Origin of the sequence: Rhodococcus jostii RHA1, assembly GCF_000014565.1 — a bacterium.
Taxonomy (GTDB): Bacteria; Actinomycetota; Actinomycetes; order Mycobacteriales; family Mycobacteriaceae; genus Rhodococcus_F; species Rhodococcus_F jostii_A.
This window is the reverse complement of sequence record NC_008268.1, coordinates 2,704,891-2,722,249: the sequence shown is the minus strand read 5'-3', so window position 1 is coordinate 2,722,249 and position 17,359 is coordinate 2,704,891. Positions and strand designations below refer to the sequence as shown.

Sequence of the window (17,359 nt, the reverse complement as noted above, 5' to 3'; positions counted from 1 at the left end):
GACTCGCCAACCACACCCACCCACCTCCCTCCCGAAGCGGCCCCGCACCACAGATCAGCTTCTTCACGGGCTTGGACGGGCGGTATTCCGCTGATAGCTCATTTGGACTCGAACACGCCCGCGTCGTGCAGGGCCCGTAAAGTCCGGGACGTTGGGGGTACGGCGCGGCCAGGAATCCGACGTCGACGCGCGAACTGGCGCTGAAAGAGATCGCCGGGTTCGGCGCGGCGTAATCGTGCACGCAGCCCTCGCCGGCGTCGTGCGCAGTACCTGGCTGGCCGGCAAGCGGATCGACCTCGACGAGGCGCCCCGGGGCCGACTGCTCAGCCGCGGACTGGCCTGACGCCGCCGCACCCTTGCATGGCGATGGGTCCGAAAGATCTAGTGCTACAGCGGGTTTGTCGTGTTCCAGGCGGTACGGCACCAAGATATATCCTGCCGAAATCATTGACCGCCCACTGTTGCCTGGCTCACACTCGAAGGGACCAATGGAACAAACTTTCCGTGATACGGAAGTTCGTTCGCCGCCACGCAAGGACAGGCACATGCTCATAGACGACACAGTCTCGCGGCACACCACCACCGTCGCGCCGCCGGCGCCGCCAGCGACCCAGACGAGTACCACACTCTACAACCTGGACCTGGCGCCAACGAAGGCCTCGGGTCGCCGCTGGGGTAGCTACAGCATCTTCACGCTGTGGACCAACGACGTCCACAACATCGCCAACTACTCCTTCGCCATCGGCCTGTTCGCGCTCGGGCTGGGTGGCGGCCACATGATCCTGTCGCTCATGATCGGCGCGGTCATCGTCTGCGTCGCGATGACCTACGCCGGGTTCATGGGCCAGAAGACGGGTGTGCCCTTCCCCGTGATGAGCCGGATCAGTTTCGGAATCCGCGGCGCCCAGATTCCCGCCATCGTCCGCGCGGTCATCGCGATCGTCTGGTTCGGAATCCAGACCTACCTCGCGTCGATCGTCTTCCGGATCTTCCTCGTCGCCGTGGCGCCGTCGCTCGACCGCTTCGACCAGAACTCGATCCTCGGACTCTCCAGCCTCGGATGGATCTGCTTCATCGGGATCTGGGCGATCCAGATCGTCGTCCTCGTCTACGGGATGGAGGCCGTGCGCCGATTCGAAAGCCTGGCCGGTCCGCTGATCCTGGTCACGGTCGGCTCGCTCGCCCTGTGGATGCTGTTCCGCACCGACTTCTCCATCGCGTGGACGTCCGATCAGCCCGCCTCGGGTGGGGAGATGTGGCGGCAGGTCTTCGCAGGCGCGGCCCTCTGGATGTCGATCTACGGCACCCTGATCCTCAACTTCTGCGACTTCTCGCGGCGCTCCCCGTCGAAGACCGCCGTCGTGCGCGGCAACTTCTGGGGCCTGTTCGTCAACGTCCTCGCGTTCGCCGTCATCGCGTTCATCCTGTGCGGCGCCCAGTTCCAGATCGATGGAACCATCATCGACAGCCCCACCGACATCGTCGCGGCGATCCCGAACACCCTGTTCCTGTCGCTGGCCTGCCTCGCCCTCGTGATCGTGACGATGGCCGTCAACGTCATGGCGAACTTCGTGGCACCGTCGTACGTGCTGTCGAACCTCGCCCCCGAGAAGATCAGCTTCCGCAAGGCCGGCATCATCAGCGCCTGCATCGGCGTGGTCCTGCTGCCCTGGAATCTCTACGACAGCCCGGTGGTGATCAACTACTTCCTCGGTGGCCTCGGTGCCGTCCTCGGCCCGCTGTTCGGCATCATCTTCGTCGACTACTGGTTCATCCGTCGCACGAAGGTCGACGTACCCGCCCTCTACTCGGACGGTCCGACCGGAACTTACTACTACCGCAAGGGATTCAACCTTCGGGCGATCTATGCCCTCGTTCCCGCCGCGCTCGTCAGCACCCTGTTCGCGATCGTCCCCGCCTTCCATCTCGTCGCCCCGTTCTCGTGGTTCATCGGCGCCGGCCTGGCGGCGGCCATCTACGCGGTCGTCGGCGACCGCACCCGGCGGTACGTGGACGTGTCCGGCGAGTCCATCGCCGTGGACAGCGGCCACGGCGACCACTGACAGGAGCTTTCGATGCGTATTCTCGTCGTCAACGTCAACACCACCACGTCCATCACGGACGCCATCGCCAAACAGGCCGAGGCCGTCGCGGCACCCGGCACCGAGATCGTCGGGCTCACACCGGAGATCGGTGCGGAATCCGTCGAAGGAAACTTCGAGAGCTACCTCGCCGCGATCGCGGTGATGGACCGGGTGCGGTCGTACCCGGAACCGTACGACGCGGTGATCCAGGCCGGGTACGGCGAACACGGCCGGGAGGGCCTGCAGGAACTGCTCGACGTCCCCGTCGTCGACATCACCGAGGCGTCCGCAAGTACCGCAATGATGCTGGGACACAAGTACTCCGTAGTCACCACCCTCGACCGCACCGTCCCGCTCATCGAAGATCGGCTCCGGCTCGCGGGCCTCGACACCAAGTGCGCGAGTGTACGTGCGAGCGGTCTGCCCGTCCTCGCCCTGGAAACCGACCCCGAGCGCACGATCGAGGCGATCGTAGACGAGGCCGAAGCTGCTGTGCGCGAAGACAAGGCCGAGGTGATCTGCCTCGGCTGCGGTGGAATGGCCGGCCTCGACGACCGAATCGGGGAGCGCACCGGCGTTCCGGTGGTCGACGGAGTCAGTGCGGCTGTGAAATTGGCGGAATCTCTTGTAGGGTTGGGTCTCTCGACCTCGAAGGTGCGCACCTACGCGCCCCCGCGTCCCAAGCAGATCACGGGATGGCCGCTCGCGAAACCGCAGTAGTCACCTGATGTAGTGAGTTGTACAGCTTCGTCCTCACCCCGGACGGCCGACACGGCGCCTATCCCGCGCCCGCAACGATGGAGTATCCCTTTGCTCGAACAGACCACGACCTCCGTAGACCCTGGCCGCGCCGGTTCGGTTCGCGTCATCCGTGAGGGTGTTGCGTCTTATCTGCCGGATATCGACCCGGACGAGACCACGGAGTGGTTGGAATCGTTCGACGGACTGTTGGACCGGTCCGGACCGACTCGTGCCCGGTATCTGATGTTGCGGATGCTCGAGCGGGCCGGGGAGAAGCACGTCGCGTTGCCGGCGTTGACGTCGACCGATTATGTGAACACCATCCCGACGGAGAACGAGCCGTGGTTCCCCGGGGACGAGGAGACCGAGCGCCGGTATCGGGCGTTCATCCGGTGGAACGCGGCGGTGATGGTGACCCGCGCGCAACGCCCCGGGGTCGGGGTCGGTGGTCACATCTCGACGTATGCGTCGTCGGCGGCCCTGTACGAGGTGGGGTTCAACCACTTCTTCCGCGGCAAGGACCATCCCGGGGGTGGGGATCAGATCTTCATCCAGGGCCACGCCTCGCCGGGCATCTACGCCCGCGCCTTTTTGGAGGGGCGGATCCCGGCGGAGCGGATGGACGGGTTCCGGCAGGAACACTCGCACGCCGATCAGGGCGGCGGGTTGCCGTCGTACCCGCACCCGCGGCTGCTGCCGGATTTCTGGGAGTTCCCGACCGTGTCGATGGGGTTGGGCCCGATGAACGCGATCTACCAGGCGAGGTTCAACCACTACCTGCACGACCGCGGCATCAAGGACACCGCCGATCAGCACGTGTGGGCGTTTCTGGGTGACGGGGAGATGGACGAACCCGAATCCCGCGGCCTGGCGCACGTGGCGGCCACCGAGGGCCTCGACAACCTGACGTTCGTGGTGAACTGCAACCTGCAGCGCCTCGACGGCCCGGTCCGCGGCAACGGCAAGATCATCCAGGAGTTGGAGTCGTTCTTCCGCGGCGCCGGCTGGAACGTGATCAAGGTGGTCTGGGGCCGCGAGTGGGACGCGCTGCTGCACGCGGACCGGGACGGCGCCCTGGTCAACCTGATGAACGTCACCCCGGACGGTGACTACCAAACGTACAAGGCCAACGACGGCGGGTACGTGCGCGAGCACTTCTTCGGCCGGGATCCGCGGACGAAGGAACTGGTCGCGAACCTGTCGGATCAGGACATCTGGAACCTCAAGCGCGGCGGCCACGATTACCGCAAGATCTACGCCGCGTACGCGGCGGCGATGGCGCACAAGGGGCAGCCGACGGTGATCCTGGCGCACACCATCAAGGGCTACACCCTGGGCAAGCACTTCGAGGGCCGCAACGCCACCCACCAGATGAAGAAGCTGACCCTCGACGATCTGAAGAATTTCCGGGACCTGCAGCGCATCCCGATCTCCGACGCCGAGTTGGAGAAGGACCCGAAGATGCCCCCGTACTACCACCCCGGCCCCGATGCCCCGGAGATCCAATACATGCTCGACCGCCGCCGCGCGCTCGGTGGGTTCCTGCCGCAGCGCCGCACCAGCCCGGCGCCGTTGCCGATGCCGCCGGATTCGACCTACGACGTGGTCCGCAAGGGCTCCGGCAAGCAGCAGGTCGCGACCACCATGGCGTTGGTGCGGATCATGAAGGAGCTGTTGCGGGACAAGGAGATCGGCAAGCGGATCGTGCCGATCATCCCGGACGAGGCCCGCACCTTCGGGATGGACTCCTGGTTCCCCTCCTTGAAGATCTACAACCGCAACGGCCAGCTGTACACGGCGGTGGATGCGGACCTGATGCTCGCCTACAAGGAATCGGAGATCGGGCAGATCCTGCACGAGGGCATCAACGAGGCCGGCTCGACCGCCTCGTTCACCGCGGTCGGCACCTCCTATGCCACCCACGGTGAGCCGATGATCCCGCTGTACATCTTCTACTCGATGTTCGGGTTCCAGCGCACCGGCGACGGGTTGTGGGCGGCGGCGGATCAGATGGCCCGCGGATTCGTCCTCGGCGCCACCGCCGGCCGCACCACCCTCACCGGCGAAGGCCTCCAGCACGCCGACGGGCACTCGCTGCTGCTGGCCTCGACCAACCCGGCCGCCGTCGCCTACGACCCGGCGTTCTCCTACGAGATCGCGCACATCGTCAAGGACGGACTGCGCCGGATGTACGGCGGCACACCGGCGGCCGATGGAACGCTGAAGCCGGGGTTCGGTGGCGAGGACATCTTCTACTACATCACCCTCTACAACGAGCCCTACTCCCAGCCCGCCGAGCCCGCCGACCTCAACGTCGAGGGCCTGCTCAAGGGCATGTACCTGTTCAAGAAGTCGCAGGCTTCGGGCGATTCCGCGTCTAATAACGGGCACTCCGCAGGCTCCGCGCCTCAACACGGGCACTCCGCAGGCTCCGCGCCTCAACACGGGCACTCCGCAGGCTCCGCGCCACAACACGCGCACTCCGCAGGCTCCGCGCCACAACACGCGCACTCCGCAGGCTCCGCGCCCAGGGCGCAGATCCTGGTCTCCGGTGTCACCATGCCCGAGGGGCTGCGTGCGCAGGAACTGCTCGCCGACGAGTGGGGTGTGGCCGCCGACGTGTGGTCGGTCACCTCCTGGGGTGAGCTGCGCCGCGACGGCATCGAATCGGAGCGCCAGGCGCTGCGCGACCCCGGCACCGACGCCCCGCTGCCCTACGTCACGCAGGCGTTGTCCGACGCCGCCGGCCCGTTCGTGGCGGCCTCGGACTGGATGCGCGCCGTCGCCGATCGGATCCGTCAGTGGGTGCCCGGCTCGTACACCACCCTCGGCACCGACGGGTTCGGCTTCTCCGACACCCGCCCCGCCGCCCGCCGGTACTTCAACGTCGACGCCGAATCCATCGTCGTCGCCGTCCTGTCCGCCCTCGCCGGCGAAGGCACCCTCGACCGCTCCAAGGCCGTCGAAGCCGCCAACCGGTACCGCATCGACGACGTCCGCGCCGCCGCCGTCTCCTACGCCGACACCGGCAGTGCATAGAACGGAATCGAAAATCCGATGACAGCAACAGTTTCCGAATACCTCGGCACACCCGGCCGGGAGGCGCCCGCGTCGGCGAGGCGCGCGAAGATCGTGTGCACCCTCGGGCCCGCAACGGCAACCGGCGACCGCATACGCGAACTCGTCGACTGCGGAATGGACATCGCACGGCTCAACTTCAGCCACGGCGAACATTCCGATCACGAGGAGAACTACCTCCGGGTGCGGGACGCGTCCGAACTCGCCGGCCGGGCAGTAGGTATTCTCGCCGATCTTCAGGGCCCGAAGATCAGGTTGGGGCGTTTCGCCGAAGGCAGCACAGTCTGGTCGGACGGCGACCTCGTGCGGATCACCGTCGACGAGTGCGAGGGCACCCACGACCGGGTCTCCACCACCTACAAGCAGCTGGCCGAGGACGCCGAGCCCGGTGACCGGTTGCTCGTCGACGACGGCAAGATCGGATTGGTCGTCACGGACGTCGACGGCAACGACGTGGTGTGCCGGGTCACCGAGGGCGGACCGGTCAGCAACAACAAGGGTGTGTCCCTGCCGGGGATGAACGTGTCGGTTCCGGCCCTGTCGGGCAAGGACATCGCCGACCTCGAGTTCGCGCTGCGTCTCGGCGTCGACCTCATTGCCCTGTCGTTCGTGCGATCGGCCGCAGACATCGAACTCGTCCATGCCGTGATGGATCGGGTCGGCCGCAGGGTCCCGGTGATCGCGAAGCTCGAGAAACCGGAGGCGATCGACAACCTCGAGGCCATCGTGCTGGCGTTCGACGCGGTGATGGTCGCCCGCGGCGATCTGGGTGTCGAACTACCCCTCGAACAGGTGCCGCTCGCGCAGAAACGGGCCATCCAAATAGCCCGCGAGAATGCGAAGCCGGTCATCGTCGCGACGCAGATGCTCGAGTCGATGATCGAGAACTCGCGGCCCACCCGCGCCGAGGCGTCCGACGTGGCCAACGCCGTCCTCGACGGTGCCGACGCCGTCATGCTGTCGGGCGAAACGTCCGTCGGGAAGCACGTGATGGAAACGGTCCGCACCATGGGCCGCATCATCAGCGCAGTCGAGGAGAAGTCCACGCACGTTCCGCCGCTGGCGCACGTACCCCGCACGAAGGGCGGAGTGCTGTCCTACGCGGCGCGCGACATCGGGGAACGATTGGGCGCGGCGGCGCTCGTCGCGTTCACCCAATCCGGGGACACGGTGCGGCGGCTGGCGCGACTGCACACTCCGCTGCCGTTGCTGGCGTTCACCCCGCTCCCGGCGGTGCGCGCTCAGCTCGCGCTGACGTGGGGGACCGAGACGTTCCTCGTCGACCCCGTCGAATCGACCGACCAGATGATCCATCAGGTCGACCACGCGCTCCTCGGCCTGGGACGGTACCAGCGGGGTGACCTCGTCGTCATCGTCGCGGGATCGCCTCCGGGCACCGTCGGCTCGACGAACCTGATCCACGTTCACAGGATCGGCGAGGAAGACCACTGATCGGATGTGACGCTGTAACCGTACGCCCGTCCGCTATTGACAGAACTCGATGGACACGGTTTTCTTGATGTCAAGATACGAAACTGTGTTTTCGCATCGTGGAAGTTTGCCAAGTGCGGAAGGTGAGTCATTTCATGACTGAGCGTGTTGAGGTCGGCGGTCTGCAGGTCGCGAAGGTGCTCTACGACTTCGTGAACGAGGAGGCGCTGCCCGGGACCGGGGTGGACGCCGACGGGTTCTGGTCGGGTGCGGCCACGGTGATCGACGAGCTGGCGCCGAAGAACAAGGCCCTGCTGTCCACCCGCGACGACCTGCAGGCCCGGATCGACGGCTGGCACCGCGACCGGGCCGGGACGGCGATCGACCCGGCCGAGTACAAGGCGTTCCTGACCGAGATCGGGTACCTGGTGCCCGAACCGGCCCCCTTCGAGGTGTCCACGGCGAACGTGGACACCGAGATCACCGCCACCGCCGGCCCGCAGCTGGTGGTCCCGGTCCTCAACGCCCGCTTCGCGCTGAACGCCTCCAACGCCCGGTGGGGGTCGCTGTACGACGCCCTGTACGGCACCAACGCCATCCCCGACGACGGCGGCGCGGAGGCGGGCGCCACCTACAACAAGGTCCGCGGCGACCGGGTCATCGCCTGGGCCCGCACCTTCCTCGACACCGCCGCCCCCCTCGCGCAGGGGTCGCACGCCGACGCCGCCCGCTACACCGTCGACGGCACCGCGCTGACCGTGCAGCTCGCCGACGGCACCGTCACCGGGCTGGCGGAGCCGGGTAAGTTCGTCGGCTACCTCGGCGACCCGGCCGCCCCGACCAGTGTGCTGCTGCGCAATCACGGGTTGCACGCGGAAATCCAGATCGACCCCACCTCCCCGATCGGGTCCACCGACACCGCCGGGGTCAAGGACGTGGTGCTCGAGTCCGCGGTCACCACCATCATGGACTTCGAGGACTCCGTCGCCGCCGTCGACGCCGACGACAAGGTGATCGGCTACCGCAACTGGCTGGGCCTCAACCGCGGCGACCTGACCGAGGAGATGACCAAGGGCGGCACCGCGTTCACCCGCCGCCTCAACCCGGACCGCACCTACACCGCCCCGGACGGGTCCGAGCTCACCCTGCACGGGCGGTCGCTGCTGTTCGTCCGCAACGTCGGGCACCTGATGACCACCCCGGCGATCCTGCACGGCGACGGCACCGAAATCCCCGAGGGCATCCTCGACGCCCTGATCACCTCCCTGTGCGCCGTCCACGGACTCAGCACGGGCGAGGCGACGGGGCCGTTGGTCAACTCCCGCACCGGGTCGATCTACATCGTCAAACCCAAGCAGCACGGCCCCGACGAGGTCGCGTTCACCACCGAACTGTTCGGCCGCGTCGAGCAGGTCCTCGGGCTGCCCGCCAACACCCTCAAGGTCGGCATCATGGACGAGGAACGCCGCACCACCGTCAACCTCGCCGCCTGCATCAACGAAGCCCGGGAGCGGGTGGTGTTCATCAACACCGGGTTCCTCGACCGCACCGGCGACGAGATCCACACCTCGATGGAGGCCGGGCCGATGATCCGCAAGGCCGAGATGAAGAAGCAGACCTGGATCACCGCCTACGAGGACTGGAACGTCGACACCGGACTCGCCTGCGGGCTGCAGGGGCGGGCGCAGATCGGCAAGGGCATGTGGGCGATGACCGAGCTGATGGCCGAGATGCTCGACCAGAAGATCGGCCACCCCAAGGCCGGCGCGAACACCGCATGGGTGCCGTCCCCGACCGGGGCCACCCTGCACGCCACCCACTACCACCAGGTCGACGTCGTCGCCGTCCAAAACCAGCTGAAGGGCACCCGGCGGGCCACCCTCGACGAGATCCTCACCATCCCCCTCGCCCCCAGCACCGACTGGTCCGACGCCGAGAAACAGGAAGAACTCGACAACAACTGCCAGTCCATCCTCGGCTACGTGGTCCGCTGGATCGACGCCGGCGTCGGCTGCTCCAAGGTCCCCGACATCCACGACGTCGCCCTGATGGAAGACCGCGCCACCCTCCGCATCTCATCCCAGCTGCTGGCGAACTGGATCCGGCACGGCGTGGTCACCGCCGACCAGGTCGTGCAGTCACTGCAACGGATGGCCCCGATCGTGGACCGGCAGAACCAGAACGACCCCACCTACCGGCCCCTGGCCCCGGACTTCGACACCAACATCGCCTTCCAGGCCGCGAAGGAACTCATCCTCGACGGCACCACCCAACCCTCCGGCTACACCGAACCGATCCTGCACCGCCGCCGCCGCGAATACAAAGCAGCCAACGCCTGACCGGTAGTTTCCCCACGTGAGTGGCGAAGCGTCCCGCGGGACGCTTCGCCACTCACGTGTCAGGTGAGGTTCACCGTCGCGAAGATGTCGCCGGTCGGCTGGGTGGAACCGCCGGGCGGTTCCACACTGAATCCGAGTTCCGTGGACTGGTCGATGTCGTTCACGACCGCGGTGGTCGACGGTGACACGTCATCGGCTTCCATGATTCCGGCGGACACCGGCTCGTGTGACGGTCCGAGCAGCCACATCTGATACACCGAACCCGGTGCGGGCGGCGGGACGTCGTTCATCACCAGCACTCCGGCGTCGACGTCCTTGGAGTACACGACTGTGGCCGAACCGCCACCGGCGATCGGTGCCACCGCCGTGCGGACGTCGTCGGCCGCGAGGATCTGCGCGGGCACGGGTTGGCCGTCCTCGCTCTGCAACTGCTGGGCGACGGTGATGCCACCCACGGCGAGGACGATCACCGCGGCCGCCGCACTGAGTGCCGCCACGAGACGCCTGCGCTTGCGCGCACGAACCTCGTCCAGTGCTATCGGTGCGGGTGCAGCGGCGGTGCCGGGCAATGCATCGAGGATGCGCCCGAGCAGGTGAACGGGCGGCTCGACCGCGGTGGACGCGGACTGGGCGGCCATCGTCTCGTGCACATCGCGCACGGCGGTGTCGAATTCGAGGCGAACGTCGGGCGGTGCGCTCTGCACCGCGGTGTCGATCTCGCGGCGCTGCTGATCGTCGACGGCGTCGAGGGCGTACACCTGGGCGAGGTCGAGGATTTCGTGCTGGGACTCATCCATCGAACTGCACCCCCAGACATTGCTTGAGCCTGATCAGTCCGTCTCGAATTCGTGATTTCACCGTGGGAAGCGCCACGGACAGCCGTTCCGACACCTCTCGGTACGTCAGGCCTCCGTAATAGGCGAGGACCACGGTTCTCTGCTGGACTTCGGTGAGCGTGCCGAGGCAGTCGACGACGTCGCTGGTGTCGCCGCGTCGGGTGACTTCCTCCGACACCGCGTCGAACGGCCCGTACCAACTCGAGGCGCCGTAGGCGGCTTCCCGTTCGGTGCCGGACTGCTCCGACCGCACCCGGTCGACGGCACGGCGATGTGCGAGGGTGATCAGCCACGACAGCGGTGACCCCTGCTTCGGATCGAATTTGTCCGCGTTGTTCCAGACCTGCAGGTACACCTCTTGGGTGGTTTCCTCGCTGTATCCGGGATCGCGCAGTACCCGCAGCACCATGCCGTACACCCGCGCGCTGGTGCGTTCGTAGAAGTCGCTGAAGGCATCCCGCTCGCCCTGCGCGATACGCGCCAGCAACGCCGTCAGCGTCACGTTCTCCGTGTCCCTGTCGACACCGGTCATCGGCCCATTCCGTTCATCGATCCACAGCCTAATAGCAGGTTGCGGCCGGTGTGACCACGATGGGATCCGAGGGGATGCGAGCGATGCCGGCATGGCACTCACCGCTTCGGCGGCAAGGGGAGGAAATAGCTGGTGCGCTGCTGGTATTCGGGGTAGCCGGGACGCTGCGACATCGACTTCTCGAGCAGCCTCGCCCCGGTTGCGAACACCAGGAAGTACGTCATGACCACGGGAGACAGCACGGTGACGGCGCCGGGCCACACGCTCGCCGCGAGGAGCCACAGTCCCCACCACACGCAGGAGTCGCCGAAGTAGTTCGGGTGCCGCGTCCATGCCCACAGGCCGACGTCCATGATCTCGCCCTTGTTGGACGGGTCTGCCTTGAACGCCATCAACTGGTGGTCGCCGACCGCTTCGAACACGACACCGACCACCCACAGGAGGGCGCCGAGCACCCCGACGACCGCGCCGAGCCCGGATGCGGGACCGAGCACTGCCGACACCTGCAGCGGCAGCGACACGAACCACTGCGCGAGTCCCTGGGTGAGAAAGATCTTCCTGACGACGACCCAGGGCGAGTTGCCGCCCGCCCTGTCGAGCATCTCCACGTAGCGGGGGTCCTCGCCCTTGCCCGCCGACTTGGCGTACATGTGCCAGGTCAGTCGCAGACCCCACACCGCGACGAGCACCACCACCAGCCAGCGGCGCAGTGCGTCGCCGTCGCCGATGACGGCGGCCACGAGCGCTACCAGGACGAAACCGAGGCCCCAGGACACATCGACGACGTTGTAGCGTCCGATCCGCCGGCCGACGAGGAATGTCGCGGCCTGGAAGACGGCGAGCACGAGAAGGCTCGCCGCGGTGACGGCGCCGAAGTTCGACCAGTCGAATCCGTTCATCGGAGCACGCCGGATCCCGCGGAATCGACCCGCACAGCAGGCATCATCGACTGACCCGCCGCGGTCGGCTTCACGGCCAGGATCTGATCGACACCCATGCGGCCCTGCTCAAAGCTCATCCCGCCGCCGACGAGGTACAGCCGCCACACCCGGGCCATCTCGAGCCCGACCATCTCGACGGCGTCGTCCCAGCGGGACTCGAACTTCTCCAGCCAGGCATCGACGGTCCAGACGTAATGCTCACGGAGACCATGCACGTCGCGCACCTCGAGCCCGGCTCGTTCGAGGTACGCGACGCTCTCACCGACGGGACGCATGGTCATGTCGGGAGCTATGAACGACTCGATGAACGGGCCGCCGCCGGGATGGCGTCCGGTGCGCGACATCTGCTGGATCAGCACCCGCGCACCGGGTTTCGCGTTGTCGTAGAGGGCCTGCGCATACCGGGCGTAGTTCTTCTCGCCTACGTGCTCACCCATTTCGAGGGACGCGACGGCGTCGAACGGACCGTCGGGGACCTCGCGGTAATCCTGCAGACGGATCTCGACGCGGTCCTGCAGCCCACGCTCGGCGATCCGCTTGTCGATGAATGCCTTCTGCTCACGGGAGATGGTGACACCGACGACCTGTGCACCGTATTCGGCCGCGGCGTGGAGGCTCAGCGATCCCCAGCCGCATCCGACGTCGAGCAGCCGCATGTCGGGTTCGAGTCCGATCTTGCGGCACACCAGGTCGAGCTTGTCCCGCTGGGCATCCTCGAGTCCGTAGTCCGAATCCTGCGGCGTTCCCGGCGCATTCCGGGTGAAATAGGCGCACGAGTAGGCCATCTGCGGGTCCAGGATCAGCGCGTAGAAGTCGTTGGAGAGATCGTAGTGGTGACTGATCGCGGCACGGTCGCGCATCAGGCTGTGCAGCGGGCCGCGGATGTTCGCCTGTGTGGCGGGTGTGGGAAGCGGCCCGCCCGTGACACCCAGCTTCGCGGCGACGCGCAGCACCTTCGCGACCGTCCACGGGCTCGGCCGGACTCCGCTGAGTCCTCGCTCGCGCGCCACCGCCCACACGTGTGCCAGGGCCTCGCCCAGGTCGCCCTCGACGTCGATCTCACCGGTCACGTAGGCCTGTGCGGCCCCGAGTTCCCCGGGGCTCCACAGCAATCGGCGCACGGCGTCCGGGCTGCGCAGCACCACCTTCGGTGCCGTCGCCGGCCCGGCGGTGCTGCCGTCCCACGCGGTCAGATGCACGGGCAGTTCACCGCGGACGAGCGGGCGCAACGCCTTGTCGAGTTCGGCGGCAACGGTCACGGTCGTGCTCCCGTCTTGTCGAGGACGAGCTGCTGGACGTCGATGTAGCCGGAGCGGAACCCGGCCTCCGAGTAGCAGAGGTAGAAATGCCACATGCGGCGGAACGTCTCGTCGAATCCGAGTTCTTCCGCCTGCGCGCTGTGCGCGGCGAACCGCTCCTTCCACAGCCGCAGCGTCTCCGCGTAGTGCTGTCCCATGCTCAGGCGTTCCCGTACCCGCAGCGCGGTGTGTTCGGCGGTGACGGATTCGATCGCCTCGGTCGACGGGAGGAAACCGCCCGGGAAGATGTACTTGTGCACCCAGGTGTAGGTGTTGCGGGTCTGCAGCATCCGATCGTGCGGCATGGTGATCGCCTGCAGCGCCACCCTTCCGCCCGGGGCGAGGAGCTTGTCGAGCACCCGGAAGTAGGTGGCCCAGTACTGATGTCCGACGGCCTCGATCATCTCCACCGACACGATGGCGTCGTACTCGCCGTCGACGTTGCGGTAGTCGAGCAGGTCGATCTGCACGGTGTCCGAGTGGCCGGCCTCGGCCACCCGCAGGCGGGCCAGGCTCTGCTGTTCGCTGGACAATGTCACCGAGCGGACCACGGCGCCGCGTTCCGCCGCCCGGATGCACAGTTCTCCCCAGCCTGTCCCGACCTCGAGCAGCCTGGTGCCCGCACCGACGCCGGCCTCGTCGAGCAGCCGATCGATCTTGCGGCGCTGCGCGTCCGCGAAATCCCCCCACTTCGGGGAGACCTGTGGGACGGGTGCCCGCAGGACCGTCACGTCCCGTACCTGACCCACCCGGGTCGGCGTCGACGCGAACAGTGCGCTCGAGTACGTCAGGGTCTCGTCGAGGAACGTCTCGAACATCTCGTTGGACAGGTCGTAGTGCCGGGAGATGTTGGAGCGGGTGTTCTGCTCGGTGTTTCGTTCCTGGGCGGGGTGTTTGGCGACATAGAGTGCGCGCAACCGTTGCAGCGGGCGGGGAACGAGGGTGGCCATCCTGGAGGCGAACACGCTCAGCACCGCGGCGAGATCCGGCGACGTCCAGTCGCCGGCCATGTACGACTCGCCGAAACCGATGAGGCCGCTCGTTCCGACGCGCCGGGCGAACGCGCCCGGGTTGCGGATGATCATGCGCGGCAGGATCTCCGGTTCCCGGCGCGCCCCCACCAGGGTGCCGTCGGGGTACTCGATGCGGACGTCGAGGTCGGCGGCCGCGCGGCGGAACAGGCGGTCGGCGACCTTCGCCGACACCGAGGCACGCAGACCGGTCGGCACGTCGGCCAGCCCGGGCCAGATCCGGTTGTCGATCCGCGGATCCTCGACGGTGAACGCGAGGTCGGCGGTACTGACGGCAGGCGATGCGTCCATGTCGGTGTCCTTGTTCCTTCTCACTGAACTGTCTCCTTCTGCCGGCCGTCGGGCCGAGTCGTGACGGGGAGTCCACGGGCCCACAGAGTGATTCCCTGGATGCGAATGCGAGCCGACACCACGAGAGGTGCCAGGGGAGTGCGTAGTTGGGTCTTCAGGACCGTGCGGTGGGTGGCGGGCTGCCGCGTTCCCCGCACCGTCGCGGTGAACGGGGCGTGTCCGTCCCGGTGGAGTACCACGTTCAGCGAGAGCGTGTCGCCGGGCTCGGGGAACCGCATCTCGTAGCGGCCGCTCACGTCGTTGAACGGGGAGACGTAGAACTGCTTGTCCACCTCGGCGCGGTCGCGGCTGTCGGGCCGGATCAGGTAGCTGTGCCGTTGACCATAGGTGTTGTGTACCTCGGCGATCACACAGCGGAGGGTGCCGTCGACGTCGTGGCACCAGTACACGCTGAGCGGGTTGAACACGTATCCGAGCACCCGCGCGTTGAGGAGCGCCGTCACCGTCCCGCCGCGGAGGTCGACTCCGTGGGTGGCGAGGAACGCATCCACCCTGGCGCGCAGCGTGTCCGCGCCGGCACCGGGGACCGGCTCGAAGTGATCCTCGGCGCGGAAGCGGGCGAACGGGCCGAGCCACCCGGGCAGGTGCGGAAGGTCGTCGACGTCGACGTACCAGCAGTAGCTCGAATACTCGAAACTGTTGCGGACGGGTTCGGTGCGGGCGTGCCGGATCGTCGTCGAGTAGATCGCCGGCGCGGTCACGACACCGTCTCCCGTTCGCGGTGTCGTCCGGCGTGCGTATCCCACGATCCACCGATCCGTTCGGCGGCGCGCAGGCCCGAGAGCGCCCCGTCCTCGTGGAACCCCCAGCCGTGGTAAGCGCCGGCGAAAGCGAACGTGCCGGAGCCGAGTTCGCTCAGCCGCGACTGCGCCGCCACGGATTCGGGGGTGTAGACGGGGTGCTCGTACGTCATCTCGGCGACGACCGTCGTCGGGTCGACGAGGTGCTTGCCGCCGAGCGTGACGAGGAACCGCCGGTCGTGCACGGTGTCCAGGCGCATCAGCCGGGTCATGTCATAGGTGACGATGACGCCCGTCGCGTCCGTGCTGTCGGCGGGAGTCAGGTAGTTCCACGAGGCCCGGGCGTTCTCCGCGCGGGGGAGCAGCGACTCGTCGGTGTGCAGCTGAGCGTGATTCACCGAGTACGGCATGTCGCCGAGGATCTCGGTCTCGAGGTCCGAGGCGTCGCCGAGCAGGGCGAGCGCCTGACAGGGGTGAACGGCCACCACCATGGCGTCGAAGTACCGGACGTCGCCGCTGCCGTCGACGACGCACGCGCCGCCGTCCGGAGTGCGTTCCACCCGCTGCACGGGGGCGCCGAGAAGTATCTCGTCGAGGTGTGCCGCCACCTTCTCGACGTAGCGGGCAGAGCCGCCCGTCACGGTCCGCCACGTGGGTGATCCGAAGACGGTGAGCATTCCGTGGTGCTCGAGGAACGTGAACAGGTAGCGGGCCGGGTAGTGCGCGGCCGTCGTGGGATCGCACGACCACACCGCCGCGACGAGCGGAGTCATGAAATTCTCGACGAAATACCGGCTGAAACCGTTGCGGCGCAGGAACTCGCCCAGCGGTTCCTGCGCGCACGCCTCGTCGGCCGGGGTGTCGAGCACGGCACGGGCGCGGCGGTGGAACCGGAGAACCTCGCCGAGCATCCGCCAATACCGCGGCCTGGCCAGGGTGCGGGCAGTGGGGAACAGCCCGCGGATCCCCTTCGCACCAGCGTATTCGAGCCCGCTCGCATCGGATCGGATCGACATCGACATGTCCGAATCCTGGGTGGCCACGTCGAGTTCGGCGAACAGGCGCAGCAGCGTGGGGTAGGTGCGGTCGTTGTGCACGATGAAGCCCGTGTCGACGTCCACTTCTGCGCCCGAGTCGAGCGTCAGATGGTGGGTGTGGGCGTGACCGCCGAGACGGGCGTCCGCCTCGTAGAGGGTGACGCGGTCGTGGCGGGACAGAACGTAGGCGGCGGTCAACCCGGCGACGCCGCTGCCGATCACCGCGACGTTCCTGCGTTCGAGCTTCTCCGAATCATGCATGGCGACCTGCTTTCCGGTCAGTCGGTGCGGCGACGACACCTTCCGCGGCGAAGGCGTCGAGAACGAAATCGGCGGTGATGCGATGCCACCAGCGCGGCCGGGTGAGCATGAAATGTCCGGCTCCCGTCAGGGGAGTCCACGAGGCGTTCACCCCGCGAGCCAGCGCCTGCTCGGTCTGCACCCGGGACGAGGTGGGATCCGTCCAGCGGTCGGCGGTTCCGTGCGCGACCATCAGGCTGCGGTCGGCGGGCACCAGTTCGCCGTCGGACGCGGGCCACCAGGGTGCGAGCGCGGCGATCGCCCGGACGTTGTCGAGGGCGGCGAGGTGGGCGGCGACGCGGCCGCCCATCGAATGCCCGACGACGGCGACGGGGACGTTCCCGAACCGCAGCCGGGCCCGTTCGACGACCACCCGGGCGTCGTGCACCGGACTGGCCTCGGGGGCGTTCCATCCGCGGACCCGGTACTGCAACCGCTCCACGACGATTCCGTGCCGCCCGAGCCTCGCCCTCAGAGACCAGGCCATCCAGGCCATGCGCAGATTCGACAGGTGCCAGCACCGCGAGGGTGCCTGACTGCGTGGTTTGCCGCCGGGCAGTACCAGTACGTACGCCGGGGCGGTGGGTGAGCCTTTCTCCATAACCGTTATTCGGAGCTGA

General features: G+C 67.4%; 13 protein-coding genes. 5 read left to right on the top strand and 8 right to left on the bottom strand.

The window, feature by feature from the left end:
* The first annotated feature begins 545 nt into the window (after positions 1–545).
* The 5 genes from RHA1_RS12560 (at position 546) to RHA1_RS12540 (ending at position 9,673) form a co-directional block, all read left to right on the top strand.
* On the top strand, positions 546–2,063 hold the full coding sequence (locus RHA1_RS12560) for an NCS1 family nucleobase:cation symporter-1 (RefSeq protein WP_041811383.1): 1,518 nt from the start codon (positions 546–548) through the stop codon (positions 2,061–2,063).
* Between the two features lie 12 nt (positions 2,064–2,075).
* Positions 2,076–2,804 (top strand): aspartate/glutamate racemase family protein, encoded by a 729-nt coding sequence (locus RHA1_RS12555; protein ID WP_011595281.1) that lies wholly within the window; start codon positions 2,076–2,078, stop codon positions 2,802–2,804.
* Between the two features lie 84 nt (positions 2,805–2,888).
* Positions 2,889–5,864 (top strand): pyruvate dehydrogenase (acetyl-transferring), homodimeric type, encoded by a 2,976-nt coding sequence (gene aceE, locus RHA1_RS12550; RefSeq protein WP_050787477.1) that lies wholly within the window; start codon positions 2,889–2,891, stop codon positions 5,862–5,864.
* 18 nt (positions 5,865–5,882) lie between these two features.
* A complete protein-coding gene (pyk, locus tag RHA1_RS12545) occupies positions 5,883–7,355 on the top strand; it encodes a pyruvate kinase (RefSeq protein ID WP_011595279.1) in 1,473 nt (490 codons plus the stop codon).
* Positions 7,356–7,489: 134 nt separating this feature from the next.
* Entirely contained in the window at positions 7,490–9,673 is a 2,184-nt protein-coding gene (locus RHA1_RS12540) for a malate synthase G (protein ID WP_011594112.1), read from the top strand.
* A gap of 59 nt (positions 9,674–9,732) precedes the next feature.
* Here RHA1_RS12540 and RHA1_RS12535 read toward each other — a convergent pair whose 3' ends face one another.
* From RHA1_RS12535 to RHA1_RS12500, 8 genes are all read right to left on the bottom strand, one after another.
* On the bottom strand, positions 9,733–10,470 hold the full coding sequence (locus RHA1_RS12535; protein ID WP_011595277.1) for an anti-sigma factor: 738 nt from the start codon (positions 10,468–10,470) through the stop codon (positions 9,733–9,735).
* Complete coding sequence (locus RHA1_RS12530) at positions 10,463–11,041, bottom strand: sigma-70 family RNA polymerase sigma factor (protein ID WP_011595276.1); 579 nt, start codon at positions 11,039–11,041, stop codon at positions 10,463–10,465. The genes RHA1_RS12535 and RHA1_RS12530 overlap by 8 nt, the downstream gene beginning before the upstream one ends.
* 98 nt (positions 11,042–11,139) lie before the next feature.
* A complete protein-coding gene (locus tag RHA1_RS12525; RefSeq protein ID WP_011595275.1) occupies positions 11,140–11,940 on the bottom strand; it encodes a DUF1295 domain-containing protein in 801 nt (266 codons plus the stop codon).
* Positions 11,937–13,241: a class I SAM-dependent methyltransferase gene (locus RHA1_RS12520; protein ID WP_011595274.1), complete on the bottom strand. Its 1,305-nt coding sequence runs from the start codon at positions 13,239–13,241 to the stop codon at positions 11,937–11,939. The genes RHA1_RS12525 and RHA1_RS12520 overlap by 4 nt, the downstream gene beginning before the upstream one ends.
* On the bottom strand, positions 13,238–14,626 hold the full coding sequence (locus RHA1_RS12515) for a class I SAM-dependent methyltransferase (protein WP_011595273.1): 1,389 nt from the start codon (positions 14,624–14,626) through the stop codon (positions 13,238–13,240). The genes RHA1_RS12520 and RHA1_RS12515 overlap by 4 nt, the downstream gene beginning before the upstream one ends.
* Positions 14,623–15,363, bottom strand: coding sequence for a DUF1365 domain-containing protein (locus RHA1_RS12510; protein WP_011595272.1), 741 nt, complete (start codon positions 15,361–15,363; stop codon positions 14,623–14,625). The genes RHA1_RS12515 and RHA1_RS12510 overlap by 4 nt, the downstream gene beginning before the upstream one ends.
* Complete coding sequence (locus RHA1_RS12505; RefSeq protein WP_011595271.1) at positions 15,360–16,700, bottom strand: NAD(P)/FAD-dependent oxidoreductase; 1,341 nt, start codon at positions 16,698–16,700, stop codon at positions 15,360–15,362. The genes RHA1_RS12510 and RHA1_RS12505 overlap by 4 nt, the downstream gene beginning before the upstream one ends.
* Entirely contained in the window at positions 16,693–17,340 is a 648-nt protein-coding gene (locus RHA1_RS12500; RefSeq protein ID WP_011595270.1) for an alpha/beta fold hydrolase, read from the bottom strand. Before RHA1_RS12500 ends, RHA1_RS12505 begins: the two co-directional genes overlap by 8 nt.
* Between the last annotated feature and the right edge of the window lie 19 nt (positions 17,341–17,359).